Origin of the sequence: Kitasatospora sp. McL0602 (genome assembly GCF_052076145.1) — a bacterium.
Taxonomy (GTDB): domain Bacteria; phylum Actinomycetota; class Actinomycetes; order Streptomycetales; family Streptomycetaceae; genus Kitasatospora.
This window is the reverse complement of the sequence record NZ_CP197246.1, coordinates 2,875,246-2,887,173: the sequence shown is the minus strand read 5'-3', so window position 1 is coordinate 2,887,173 and position 11,928 is coordinate 2,875,246. Positions and strand designations below refer to the sequence as shown.

At 70.5% G+C, this 11,928-nt stretch carries 11 protein-coding genes and 1 tRNA gene; 6 read left to right on the top strand and 6 right to left on the bottom strand.

From position 1 onward, the window contains the following. Positions 1 to 56: 56 nt before the first annotated feature. Positions 57 to 130: transfer RNA gene (locus ACR68M_RS13020), tRNA-Ala, on the top strand. A gap of 255 nt (positions 131 to 385) precedes the next feature. Here ACR68M_RS13020 and ACR68M_RS13015 read toward each other — a convergent pair. Further along, positions 386 to 1,219, bottom strand: a complete 834-nt coding sequence (locus ACR68M_RS13015) for an NAD(P)H-binding protein (protein WP_441250632.1) — start codon at positions 1,217 to 1,219, stop codon at positions 386 to 388. A gap of 153 nt (positions 1,220 to 1,372) precedes the next feature. Here ACR68M_RS13015 and ACR68M_RS13010 point away from each other — a divergent pair, with 153 nt between their 5' ends. Then, positions 1,373 to 1,738: a hypothetical protein gene (locus ACR68M_RS13010; RefSeq protein ID WP_441250631.1), complete on the top strand. Its 366-nt coding sequence runs from the start codon at positions 1,373 to 1,375 to the stop codon at positions 1,736 to 1,738. Between the two features lie 151 nt (positions 1,739 to 1,889). On the opposite strand, the gene ACR68M_RS13005 is transcribed toward ACR68M_RS13010, so the two are convergent. Together ACR68M_RS13005 and ACR68M_RS13000 are read right to left on the bottom strand one after the other, a co-directional pair. Beyond that, a complete protein-coding gene (locus tag ACR68M_RS13005; protein WP_441250630.1) occupies positions 1,890 to 2,066 on the bottom strand; it encodes a hypothetical protein in 177 nt (58 codons plus the stop codon). 26 nt (positions 2,067 to 2,092) lie between these two features. After that, on the bottom strand, positions 2,093 to 2,842 hold the full coding sequence (locus tag ACR68M_RS13000) for a hyaluronoglucosaminidase (RefSeq protein ID WP_441250629.1): 750 nt from the start codon (positions 2,840 to 2,842) through the stop codon (positions 2,093 to 2,095). 282 nt (positions 2,843 to 3,124) lie between these two features. Here ACR68M_RS13000 and ACR68M_RS12995 point away from each other — a divergent pair, with 282 nt between their 5' ends. Next, positions 3,125 to 4,564, top strand: a complete 1,440-nt coding sequence (locus tag ACR68M_RS12995) for an MFS transporter (protein ID WP_441250628.1) — start codon at positions 3,125 to 3,127, stop codon at positions 4,562 to 4,564. Positions 4,565 to 4,763: 199 nt separating this feature from the next. Then, entirely contained in the window at positions 4,764 to 7,490 is a 2,727-nt protein-coding gene (locus ACR68M_RS12990) for a hypothetical protein (protein WP_441250627.1), read from the top strand. Positions 7,491 to 7,565: 75 nt separating this feature from the next. On the opposite strand, the gene ACR68M_RS12985 is transcribed toward ACR68M_RS12990, so the two are convergent. From ACR68M_RS12985 to ACR68M_RS12975, 3 genes are all read right to left on the bottom strand, one after another. Next, positions 7,566 to 8,762: a serine hydrolase domain-containing protein gene (locus tag ACR68M_RS12985; RefSeq protein ID WP_441250626.1), complete on the bottom strand. Its 1,197-nt coding sequence runs from the start codon at positions 8,760 to 8,762 to the stop codon at positions 7,566 to 7,568. A 123-nt stretch (positions 8,763 to 8,885) separates the two neighbouring features. Beyond that, positions 8,886 to 9,458, bottom strand: coding sequence for an HAD domain-containing protein (locus tag ACR68M_RS12980; RefSeq protein WP_441250625.1), 573 nt, complete (start codon positions 9,456 to 9,458; stop codon positions 8,886 to 8,888). Positions 9,459 to 9,494: 36 nt separating this feature from the next. Further along, positions 9,495 to 10,205 (bottom strand): hypothetical protein, encoded by a 711-nt coding sequence (locus ACR68M_RS12975; protein ID WP_441250624.1) that lies wholly within the window; start codon positions 10,203 to 10,205, stop codon positions 9,495 to 9,497. Between the two features lie 107 nt (positions 10,206 to 10,312). Here ACR68M_RS12975 and ACR68M_RS12970 point away from each other — a divergent pair, with 107 nt between their 5' ends. Continuing rightward, the gene (locus ACR68M_RS12970) at positions 10,313 to 10,963 is read left to right on the top strand and encodes a TetR/AcrR family transcriptional regulator (protein WP_441250623.1); all 651 of its coding nucleotides are present in this window, start codon (positions 10,313 to 10,315) and stop codon (positions 10,961 to 10,963) included. 212 nt (positions 10,964 to 11,175) lie between these two features. Next, positions 11,176 to 11,910, top strand: coding sequence for a hypothetical protein (locus ACR68M_RS12965; protein ID WP_441250622.1), 735 nt, complete (start codon positions 11,176 to 11,178; stop codon positions 11,908 to 11,910). Positions 11,911 to 11,928: the final 18 nt, after the last annotated feature.

Genomic DNA, 11,928 nt, shown 5'->3' with positions numbered 1-11,928 from the left:
CTCACCAGGGGGTGGTCACGGACCACCCCCGGAAGGTGCTAAAGTTTCATCTCGTTGGGGCTGTGGCGCAGGCCGGTAGCGCACCTCGTTCGCATCGAGGGGGTCAGGGGTTCGAATCCCCTCAGCTCCACACAACGACTGTTACTCGTGAACAGTCGCGAGATCCCGTCCGATCCATGTGATCGGGCGGGATCTTTGCGTTATGCGTGATTTGTCGAGGGCGAGCTGGTAGCCCAGGCGGCGCACAGGCAGTTGGAAGTGCTCCGTCCTCTGGTCGCTGTAGGCGGCCAGCAGGCCCACGGGCAGGCCGAGTTGGGACAGGGCGTTCAACGCGTGGACGGCGTTGGCCCCCACGCGCCTGCCGGGGTGCTCAGCCCTGTGGGATTCAACGGAAGGCGTCGGCGTTCTCCGAAGCCCACTGCTGAAACGGGCGGGCCGGGGTTCCGGTGACCTCTGAAACCGTGTCGCGCACCATCAGCAGTTCGTCATTGACGTCTCCACCCGTGACATCGAGCACCGCGTCCGCGTTGTCGGACCCGAAGACCGCGGCCATCTGTGAGTGGGCCTGCCGGCGGCTGATTTCGGCGAAGGGCACCTCCCGGCCCAGGGTTGCGGCGATGGCCTCGACCTGCTGTCGGGCGGTGACCGGCGCTGGACCGGTCAAGGCGTACGTGCGTCCGTGATGGCCGGGCTCGGTCAGTGCCACCCGTGCCACTGCCGCGATGTCCGCAGGGTGGATGGTCGGCAGTGCGGTCTCTGCGAACGGCGCGCGGACGGTTTCGTGGCCACGGATGGTGGCCGCCCACATCAACGCGTTCGAGGCGAACTGCGTCGGCCGCAGGATCGTCCAGGCCATACCGCTCGCCTTGAGCAGTTGCTCCACCGCCAGGTTCTCGGCGGCGGCGCCCAGGTGCTGGTGGGTCTGGACGGTGATGGAGGACACCAGGACGACGTGCTCCACGCCTGCCGCGCGGGCGGCGTCGAGGATGTCGGCGTCCGATCCCAGACGCGAGACGAGAAACAGCGAGCGCACCCCTTCCAGGGCGGGCTTCAACGACGCCGGCTCCGCGAAGTCGCCCTCCACGGCCTCGACCCCGTCCGGGAAGCCGGCTCGTGCGGCATTCCGGGTGAGCCCTCTCAGCGGCCCGACGCCGCGTGCGTGCAGCTCCTTCAGCAGGGCACTGCCGATGTTTCCGGTGGCTCCGGTCACGAGGATCATGAGTGGGTTTCCCTTCGTCAGATGATCAAGTGAGTGACACGGTAGAACCTCAACCGCACTTGAAGTCAAGAGACGTCCGGCTCCCCAACGGCACGGCACGGCGGGGCACGTCCCAGCCGGATCGGCCGGGACATATCGAATGGCTCGGTCAGGTTGCTCGGCTTCTGGGCGACGCCCGGGGACCGGACTCTGCCGAACCCCGCTGATCTCGTCGACGATGAGTGGGACGAATCGGAGCGACGGTGGGTCGCGGAGTACCTGAACCGCGGACAGTTAGCAGGGGGCTGGATGGGCTCGTCGAGGTGCAGGATTTGCTCGTGCCTCAACGGTTGCCGTGACCTCACCGACGGCTACTACCTCTGGCCGGAAGGGCTCGCGCACTACGTCCTGGATCATTCCGTCCGGCTGCCGACCGAGTTCCTCAAGCACATCGACCAACGCGTCGAAGCCCTGGAAGAGCTGGAGAGGGACATCTCGTGGTGGCGGCAGAACGCAGCTGTTGACGAGTCCGACTCGTGAATGATCACGAGATCCCGTCCGATCCTTGTGATCGGGCAGGATCTTTGCGTTGTGCGGGGTTGTTCGAGGTGCTGGCCGAATCCCGTGAGCGGGATCGGTGTGAGGCCGCCCCGCCGCCCCGCCCCCCGCAGGAGGCCGGGCGGCCCGCGCGTCAGACCGGCTGATCCGGCTCCGGCGAGGTCTCGCCCGCCGGTGGTGCGGCCTGGGCCAGGGCGGCCCGTAGGGCGGCGTTCTCGGCTTCGAGCGCGCCGATCCGCTTGCGCGCGAAGTAGAGCTCGAGCACCGCGTCGGTGAACTCCGCGACCAGTTCCTCAGGGGTGAGCTGCACAGTGATCTCCTGTCCCGTCGGCCCGGTCAGGCCGGTGCGATCTGGGTGACAGTGCCGTTGGAGCCGCGCCACATCAGGGCGCCGCCCTGCGCGTACAGCGCCCCGCCGTGCGCCGAGGAGTCCACCGAGGTCGGTACGGTCGCGGCGTCGCCGACCCGCACCACGCCCTCGACCAGCAGGGCGGCCGGGGCGGCGGGCCGCTGGACGATGTGCACCTGGGCCCGTGGCTTGTCCCCGCGTACGGTACCGATGCCGACCAGCCCCGAGCCCTTGACCACGAAGTCCTCCAGCTTGGTGCTGTCGGCGAGCGTGCTGTTGCGGAGGGCGATCAGGTTTCCGGTGGTGGCGCCGTTGGTGGAGGTGACGTAGATGCCCTGGGCCGCTGTGCCGGTGGTCTGCAGGTCGATGGAGATCGCGGCGGCGTTCAGGTCCGACCCGTCGGCGTAGCCGCGGTGGGCGATCTTCAGGGTGCCGCGCCCGGTCTCGGTGCCGCTGAGGTACATCGCCGAGGTGCCCGGGTTGTCGGAGACCACGTTCAGCGCCACGGCGCTGCCGGAGGTGCCGGCCTGGTAGATCGTCACAGCGTGCTGGTCGATCGAGGTGGTCTTGAAGAACGCCGAGAGGGTGTCCGACGCGGTCCTGAAGGTCCGCGCGACCACCTCGCCGTCGAAGGTGGTGACCGCAGGGTCGGTCGCCGCCTCGGCCGACCCGCCCGCCGCGACCGTCACCGCCCCCGCAGTGAATCCGCCCAGAAATATCCGCCGTCCGATGGCCATTTGACCGCCCTCCCCGTGTGTTCTGCCGACCGGTCACTATATCGACGCGCTCGAACACGAGGGGACGCCGTACTCGGCCGTCGTGCGAACCCATGCGCCGGATCCGGACATCGGCAACCGCACCTACCGCTCCACCCGCCTGTGCTCCGCACACTGTGCGCCTGCCGCGCATTGGCAGTTGACGCGAGCATGGGCGGCCGGGAACTATCCATCAGAATTCGTGCACTCCCTATGAGTTGACCGATGGAGTGCCGGGCGGGACGACGATGGGTTGAATCGACGATGACCAGCGGCTCACTCGGTCAGGAGACAGCCGCACCACCCAAGGTCGCGATGCCGGGGCCGGCTCCGGGCACGGCGAGGCGGACCGGGGTCGTCATCCTGGCGTCCTGCCTGGGCTTCTTCCTCATCAACCTGGACGCGACGATCGTGAACGTGGCGCTGCCGGCCATCGGCCTGCGGCTGCACGCGAGCCTGTCCGACCTGCAGTGGGTGGTGGCCGGGTACACCCTGGCCTTCGCCGGGCTGCTGCTGTCGGCGGGCACGATCTCGGACCGGATCGGTGCCACCCGGCTGTTCGGCTACGGCCTGCTGGCCTTCTCGGTCGCCTCGGCGGCCTGCGGATTCGCGCCCTCCGTCGCGTTCCTGGTCGTCGCGCGTGTGCTCCAGGGGGCGGCCGCCGCAGCCGTGCTGCCCTCCTCGCTCGCCCTGCTGCGCCAGCTGCTGCCGGACCCGGCCGCCCGTACCAAGGCGCTCGCGATCTGGGCGGCGGGCGGGGGAGCGGCCCTCTCGGCCGGCCCGATCGCGGGCGGGTTCCTGACCTCCCTGCTCGGCTGGCAGGCCATCTTCTTCGTCAACGTCCCGTTCGGCCTGCTGACCGTGGCCGGTCTCTCCCGGGCGCCCCGCTCGGTCCCGCAATGCACCTCCTTCGACCTGGCCGGTCAGGTCGCGGCCGTCGTCGCGCTCACCGGGTTCACCTTCGCCGTGATCGAGATCGCCCCCAGGGGCGTGCGGTCGCCCATGGTGCTCGTCCCGCTGATCGTCTCGGTCGCCGCGCTGCTCTGGTTCCTGCGGGTCGAGTCGACCGTCCGCGCTCCCATGGTCGACCTGCGGGAGTTGCGGTCGCGGGTGTTCGTCTCCTGCCTGGCGACCGGGTTCGCGCTGAACTTCTCCTTCTACGGCATCCTGTTCGTCTTCTCGCTCGTCTTCCAGGAGGACCGCGGCTGGTCGCCGATCAGGACCGGGCTCTCGTTCCTGCCGATGACGGTCCTCGTCCTGGCGTCGAACATCCTGGCGGGCAGGCTCACCCGGCTGGTCGGACCGCGCTACCCCATGGCATGCGCGCAACTCCTGTCCGCCTGCGGCTTCATGGGCATCCTGGCGGTCGGATCGCACGGACCGACCTGGCTCCTGCTGCTCGCCACGCTCCCGATCGGTATCGGCGGCGGTCTCGCCTCCCCGCCAATGATGACGGCCCTGCTCGAATCGATCCCCTCCGAGCGGGCGGGTGTGGTGTCGGGCCTGCTCAGCTCGTGCCGGCAGGCGGGCGGCGCGCTCGGCGTCACCCTCTTCGGCCTGCTGATCTCGTCCACCGGTTTCGGCATGGCGACCGGCCTGCGCTTCTCGGCAGTGGCGGCGGGCGCGCTGTTGATCGCGGCCGGAACGGCCTCGTTCCTGTGGATCCGGGGCGCCGACACGGCGTCGGACGGACCGCTGGGGTGATCCGGCGTCATGCCGAGGAGCTCGGCAGGCCCGCAGCAGCACCGGGGCCCAACTCGCCCGGCCCGCCCGGCATCGGAGGCCCTTCCGGGATCACCCGGGAGGGTCTTCGGACGGTCCACCCCAGTTCTCCGTGCGTTCGAACGCAGGCGCTAGGCTTCGCGCACTCTGCGTTCGCGCACTACCCAAGACTGGAGGGTCGGTGTCCCATCGCCGCCTCACTGCGACGGCCGCCCTGTTCGCGGCCGGCCTCGCACTGATACCTGCCGTCGGCCACGCCGCCGACGGCGGCCCCGCTGCCGTCCAGGCCCCGACCGCCTCCGCCGGGTTCGAGGCCGCGCGCGCTGCCGCGCTGGAGACCTTCGACAGCCCGGCAGCGAAGTCCTACCGCACCCCCAAGGCACTCACCGGGGGCGCACTGAGCAGCCGTGCGGCCAACAGCGCCCGGACGATCGTCGTCTCCCCCCGCGAGTGCCAGACCGACACCGGGACGGGCACCTCGGCCGCGCCGTTCTGCACCGTCCAGCACGGGGTGGACGCCGCCCAGGCCGGTGACACGGTGCAGGTGCTGGAGGGCAATCTGCGCGAGTCGGTGACCATCCACACCTCGGGCATCTCCGTCGTCGGCGCTGGCAACGCGGGCGTCTTCGCCCTCGACGCCCTGGCCGGCCAGCCGGCGCTGACCCTGGACGGCGTCACCGACGTGATGCTGCGGAACCTCCAGGTGCTGTCCGACGGCGTCCCCGCCCTGCGGGTCGTCAACTCGGCCAAGGTCACGATGGACGCCGGTATCGCCTACGCCTGGCAGGGCGACGCCGTCACCGTCGACGGCACGTCCAGCGATGTGACGGTCAGCCGGACCTACGCCCGGGTCGGGCGCTGGACCGCCGGGAAGGCCGCCGTCCGGATCGCCCCCGGCGCGAGCCGGGTCACCCTCACCGCCGACGCACTGGCGAACGGCGGCATCGTCGCCACCGGCGTGAAGGGGCTGGCCGTCGCGGGCAACACCGTCCAGCGCGGCTGCTCCCCGGCCCTGGACCTGGACGGCGCGTCGACCGGCGTCAGCGTCCGGAACAACCTGTTCGTGGACTCCAACTCCCGTACCAACGACAACGGCGGGTACAAGGAGGACTGCCTGGCGAAGTCGCAGCCCTGGGACCCGAGTGTCCGGGTCGCGACCGACGCGGTCGCGGGGGTCACCACCGACACCAACACCTTCTACTTCCCGTCCGGCAACGGCACCACTGCGTACAGCATCGGCGGGCTGGCCTACCAGACCCCGGCCGACCTCGCGGCAGCCACCGGGCAGGGCACGCACGACACCGTCGACACCGTGCAGCCCGGCTCGACCATGATCCGCAACATGTACGGCGGCCAGGACCTGGCGCTCCAGAAGGGCTCGACCGCGATCGGCACCGCCGACCCGACGGCGCCGGGGCAGCTGGACGTCGACTTCTACGGCACCAAGCCGCGCACCAGCCGTGGCGCGGTGGAGTACCTGAGCACCGACCCGGGCCTGGCGGTCGCGCTGTCCGTCAAGGACACCAGTGCCCGTGGCGTGGAGGTCACCACCACGCTCACCTCCCGCAAGTCGGAGGGTGCGAGCTACCTGCTGGAGTGGGGTGACGGCGAGCGGACCTCCGGTGGGCTCATGCCGCAGACCGGGTGGAAGGACCTGCACACCTACGCCAAGCCGGGCCACTACACCGTGACCGTCACGGTCACGCCCAACTACACGGGCGACGTGGTGACCAACTCGGTGGACATCACCACCGCCGGTTCGCACTACACCGCGTACGGCCCGACCCGCCTGCTGGACACCCGCATCGGCACCGGCGCGCCGACCGCCAAGGTGGCGCCGTTCTCCACGGTGAAGATCAAGGTGGCCGGCCAGGGCGGCATCCCCGCCGACGCGGTCGCCGCCGCGCTGAACGTCACGGCGACCGACACCGAGCAGGGCGGCTTCATCACCGCCTACCCGGCGGGCAAGGCCCGGCCGGGCACCTCGAACGTCAACTACACCGGCGGGCAGACGGTACCGAACCTGACGATCACTCCGATCGGTCTGAACGGCGAGGTCGAGTTCTACAACGGCAGCCGGGGCTCGGTGGATCTGGTCGCCGACATCACCGGCTACTTCACCCACTCGTTCTCCAGCGCCTACACCGCGACCGCCCCGGGCCGCCTGGTGGACACCCGGATCGGGGTCGGCACGGCCAAGGGCTCGGTGCGCGGCGGCGGTTCGTTCACCGTGCAGATCGCCGGCAACGGCGTGGGCCCGCTGCCCGCCAACGGCGTCACCGCCGTGGCGTTGAACGTCACCGTGACGGGCCCGCAGGGCGGCGGCTACCTGACGGCCTTCCCGGACGGCACGTCGCTGCCGACCGCGTCGAACCTGAACTACAGCCCCGGCCAGACCGTCGCCAACGCGGTGATCGTGCCGGTCGGCGCGGACGGGAAGATCAAGATCTACAACGGCAGCTGGGGCTCGGCCGACGTGGTCGTGGACGTCGTCGGCTACTACAGCCCGTCCGGCGCCAGCGCCTACCTGCCGATCGCCCCGTTCCGTTGGCTGGACACCCGGACGTGGGGCCAGGGGCCGCTGTACGACAGCAGCCACTACTACATCTACTCCCGGTTCGGTGACCCGGGCGATACGGGGTTCGTGCTCAACACCACCGTCGCCAACACCACCGGGGGCGGCTACCTCACCGTCTCGCCGGACCCGAACTCCATCGACGCGTACAAGGGCAAGTACGCGAGCTGGCCGAACCGGCCGCTGGTCTCCACCCTGAACTGGAAGAAGGGCGACATCGTCCCGAACCTGGTCCAGGCGACGCCCGGCCAGGGCGGCATCGTCGACTTCTGGAACACCGGCAACGGTGTCACCGACCTGGTCGTCGACGTCTTCGGGTTCTACACCCTCTGAGCAGCCGGTCCGTGAGTGACGGCGGCCTTCGAGACCTGTTCTCGAAGGCCGCCGTCCTGCGTTCAGGCTAGGGGCTTAGGTAGAGGGGGTGGGGCGGTCGTACACGTTGTCCGGGGTCACGATCTCGGTGATCGCCCGAGCGAGCAGTGAGGACGGCTCCTGGCCCTGGGAGGAGATGTCCGTGTTGGTGATGAGCACCAGGGTGGCCTCAAGCGGGGGCAGGTAGACGGTCACGCTCTGGTAGCCCGGGATGGAGCCGTTGTGCCCGATCCATCCGCCGCTGTCGAGGATCCCGAGGCCGTAGCTCGTCCCGGGGAAGCCGGTCGGCAGCACCTTGAGCCGCTCCCGCTGGGTCTGCGGGCTGAGCAGCTCCCCGGTGGCGACGATCTTCGCCCAGCGCCGCAGGTCGTGCAGGTCCGAGATCATCGCCCCGGCCGCCCAGGCCCAACTCGGGTTCCAGTCCGTGGAGTCCACGGTCGCGCCGCTCAGCGTCTGATTGGTGTAGCCGCGTGCGTGCGGCTGCGGGAACTCGGCGTCCGACGGGAACAGCGTGTTGGAGAGGCGGGCCGGACGGAGCACCCGCCGGTCGACGAAGTCGATCAGGTCGAGGCCGCTGACCTTCTCGATCACCAGGCCGAGCAGGACGAGGTTGGTGTTGCTGTACTCGAACTGCGCCCCCGGCTCGAAGGTGTTCGGGTGCTTGAAGCCGTACGCGAGCGACTCCTGCGGGGTGAACGAGCGGCTCGGGTCGCTCAGCAGCGCCTGCACGAAGTCCGGGTCGGCGGTGTACGGGAAGAGGCCGCTGCGCATCTCGGCCAGCTGACGCAGTGTGATCCGGTCGCCGCAGGGCACGCAGTCGACGTAGCGGGAGATCGGGTCGTCCAGCCCGATCAGGCCGTCGTCGACGAGTTCGAGCAGCGCGGTGACGGTGAAGGTCTTGGTCTCGCTGCCGATCCGGGTGTAGACGTCGGCGTTCATCGGTTCGCCGGTGACGGTGTCGGCAACACCGGTCGCCCGGACGTAGCTCCCCCTGCCCGGCAGCCACAGCCCGACGATGACACCCGGGATGCCGGCCGCCCGGCGGACCTCCTCGACGGCCTCGTCCAGCCGGGCCGTCAGCTCGGGCCCGAGACCGTCCGGCGGGTACTCGTCGGTATCGGGCCTGCCGAAGCTCTCGGCCTGGACAGCCACGGCCGGGGACACCGCCATCGGGGCCAGCGCAGACGCCAGCAGTGCCGCAGTGAACACACGGCGGGAGGGGGTACGTCGCATAGCGGGACGCCTCTTCCAACTCAGGGGCTCGGACGGCAACATCACCATCCGCCCCCGCCCCCGCCCGCCCTCGCCCGCCCCCGTCCCGGCGAGTCCACTCGTTCGGACCCACCCGCTGATGCCTTAGTTCCGGGCGGCCCACTCCGCCAGCGCGGCGAAGTCCGCCGGCCGCAGGCCGTGGCGGGGGTCGACGTGGTGCAGCAGGGCCGGCCCGGCGTGGTGGGCGGCGACCCAGGCGCGGTCTGGCTCTCCGATCTCGTCGTCCACCCAGGCGAACGGCCGGCCCCGCACCCATGCGACCACCTCAGGGGTCTTCCAGAACACCCCGCCCCCGGGCTCCGCCCGCTGCTGGGCCCAGGCGATGTACGGCAACTCCGGCAGCCCCAGCACGGGAGACACGAACGTGTTGGCCTCCTCCTCCCAGGTCGTCGCCCACACCAACTCGAACGGCAGCGCCGCCAGCGCCCGGCCGTGACTCCCGTCGAGCCAGACCCGCAAAGGCTTCGGCGGCTTGTTCGGCAGACCGTAGGCGGTCAGCCGCCGCCGCTCGGCCGCCTCCCAACGAGGGGTCAGCAACCGATGCGTCCGGTACCCGTCGGGCCGCCGATGCGGCTTCGCCGCGTACGGGTTCAGCGGCCCGTCGACGTCCAGGAAGAGCAGCGGGCGAGGGCTGGGGCGCAGCGTGGGAGCGGCCATGCCCTCACCGTAGCTCTGCTCGGGCGGGCTCCGGCACTAGCGGGCGCGGCGGGGGTTGAGGGAGGCCATGGTGGTGGCGGGGGGCTGGTGGAGGTCGCGGTCCGGGTGGAGGATCGGGCGGGCCAGGAGGTGGACGGCGGTGGCGAGGACGAAGCCGTAGACCGTCACCAGGCCGTGGCCGTTGGACTGGGCGAACCACATGGCCAGGCCGAGGGCGGGGGCTGCTGCGGCGAGCAGCTTCTCCTTGGTGGCGCGGGTGCGCAGCAGGAGGCCGGCGGCCAGGGTGGCGGCGAGGAAGTAGGTGGCGCCCGAGCTGCCGGCGAAGTTGCGGGGGTCGGTGCTGACGTCGGTCTGGCCGAAGAGGGCGTCGATGTGCTGGGGGAGGAGGATGCCGGCGGCGAAGAGGCCGAGCATCAGGGGTGCGCCCCAGAACCATTCGGCGAGGGCGGCGATGACGGCGAGGGTGGCGAGGTTCCAGGCGCCGCCGCCGAGGCCGCCGTTCTGCATGAAGACCGAGGTGATGACCCGCCACCAGCCGGTCTTGCTCGGGTCGCTGTCGAGGGCCGCCATCGCGCCGGACCAGCAGAGCTGGAGGACGACCCCGCCGATGGCGACGGCCGTCAGGGCGAACGCGGCCCACGGGAGGCGGCGCTGACTGATCGTCTCCTTCCCGATCAGGGCGAGCCCTCCGTTGAGCATCAGAATCATCAGTGCTGCCGTGGTCACGTTGAACAGCAGAGCGTCCATCGTCACCACCCCCCTTCGAACCCCGTTTGAATCGTGCTGTGGCCTGAGCGTAGTGGTAGCGGCCGGAAGATTCAAACAGTGTTTGAAAATGAGCGTAGGCTGGAGCCATGAAGCTGACGAAGGAGCGGATCATCGACGCGGGCATGGCCGTGTTCGCCGAGGCCGGGTACCACGGACTGTCCATGCGGCAGGTGGCGGAGCGGCTCGGCGCGCAGGCCGGGAGCCTCTACTACCACGTGCCCAGCAAGAGCGCGCTCGTCCAGCTGATGGCGGACCGGGTGGCCCGGCAGGCGTACGACGCGGGCACGGCCGCGTTGGCCGCGCTGCCGGAGCAGGCCGGCTGGCGGGCCCGGGTCGAGGCGCAGGTCGTCACGCTGCGGCAGAGCATCAGGCAGCACCCGGGCGGTGCGGTGATGTTCGCCGACAGCCCGAAGGTGCTCAGCGGCGGAGCGCTGTCGCTGATGGAGCGGCTGCTGGAGACGCTGGCCGAGGCGGGGGCACCGGAGGAGCAGTGCGGCATCGCCGCCGACACCCTGCTCAGCCACCTCACCGGCTTCGTGCTTCAGGAGCAGAGCGAATCGCCCGCCCGTCCGGTCGGCGAGCAGGAGGTGGCCGAGCTGCACCGGCGCTTTCCGAGGACGGTGGCCGCCGCCTCCGCCTTCGACGAGGACGAGAAGTTCCTCCGGAGTGTCCGGCTGGTCTGCGCGGGCTTCGGCCTGGAGATCGGTACGGCAGTCAGTACGGTGGAGCAGCCCTGAGTAAGGATCTTCACGAACGGTCCAGGTTGCTTCATAATGATTGACGGCAGGTCAAAACTTGGCATACGCACGTATTGTGACCGGACTGTTCCCGCCCGGAGATCTGTGCTGCCTAGGCTCCCGCCCGGGATCCGGCACTGCGCCGGCCTCACGGCGGGCCGGTCGTCACGGCGGCGCGCGGTGCCCCACCTGAACCTCCAGGACCTGCACGCATGCGCCTCAGCTCCCCCGCCGCCAAGCTCCTCGCCCTCGCCGCCCTCCCGCTGGCCCTGACGGCCTGCGGGCCCGGCGCGTCCAAGACCTCCGCCCAGGCAGCCCCGGCCCCTGCTGTCGCAACCGCCTCCGACAAGGCGGCCCCGGCCGAGCCCAACACCGGCCTGCGGACGGGTACGCAGCTCAAGGCCGCCCTGGCGCCCGCCTCCTTCTTCCCGGCCGGGTTCGCCCTCGACGCGGCGGGGTCGCGCGACACCGGGGACACCTACGAGCAGCCGAGCACGGCCGAGGTGCCGATGCCGGACTGCACCAAGCTCGGTGGCACCTCGTGGACGGAGATCACGGGCATCGCGGGCGTGTCGTTCGCGGAGAACGACTACGTCGACAAGAACTCCTCCGCCGAGATCTCGCAGGAGATCGACGTGTACCGGGGTGACACCGCCAAGACCGTGACCGGGGCGCTCGGCAGGATCTCGACGGCCTGCAAGACCTTCCAGGACGCCCAGACCAGCAGCACCGTGAAGGTGGCCGAGAAGCCCACCGCCGGGCTGGGCGACGAGGCGTACACCATCACCCTCACCGACCCGGCCTGGCAGAACGGCCAGACGCTGATCGCCGTCCGTACGGGCACCTCGGTGGTGACCGTCCTGGCGAACGACGGCAGCGACAACGGCGCGGCCACGGCGCGGAAGCTCGCGGCCCAGCTGTTCACCGGCCTCAAGGCCAAGGCCTGACGGCCCGGTACGCAGGGT

Excerpts from the sequence above, each read along its gene's own strand:
- ACR68M_RS13015 (WP_441250632.1), bottom strand. The coding sequence starts at position 1,219 with ATGATCCTCGTGACCGGAGCCACCGGAAACATCGGCAGTGCCCTGCTG.
- ACR68M_RS13000 (WP_441250629.1), bottom strand. The coding sequence starts at position 2,842 with ATGGCCATCGGACGGCGGATATTTCTGGGCGGATTCACTGCGGGGGCG.
- ACR68M_RS12995 (WP_441250628.1), top strand. The coding sequence starts at position 3,125 with ATGACCAGCGGCTCACTCGGTCAGGAGACAGCCGCACCACCCAAGGTC.
- ACR68M_RS12985 (WP_441250626.1), bottom strand. The coding sequence starts at position 8,762 with ATGCGACGTACCCCCTCCCGCCGTGTGTTCACTGCGGCACTGCTGGCG.
- ACR68M_RS12980 (WP_441250625.1), bottom strand. The coding sequence starts at position 9,458 with ATGGCCGCTCCCACGCTGCGCCCCAGCCCTCGCCCGCTGCTCTTCCTG.
- ACR68M_RS12975 (WP_441250624.1), bottom strand. The coding sequence starts at position 10,205 with ATGGACGCTCTGCTGTTCAACGTGACCACGGCAGCACTGATGATTCTG.
- ACR68M_RS12970 (WP_441250623.1), top strand. The coding sequence starts at position 10,313 with ATGAAGCTGACGAAGGAGCGGATCATCGACGCGGGCATGGCCGTGTTC.
- ACR68M_RS12965 (WP_441250622.1), top strand. The coding sequence starts at position 11,176 with ATGCGCCTCAGCTCCCCCGCCGCCAAGCTCCTCGCCCTCGCCGCCCTC.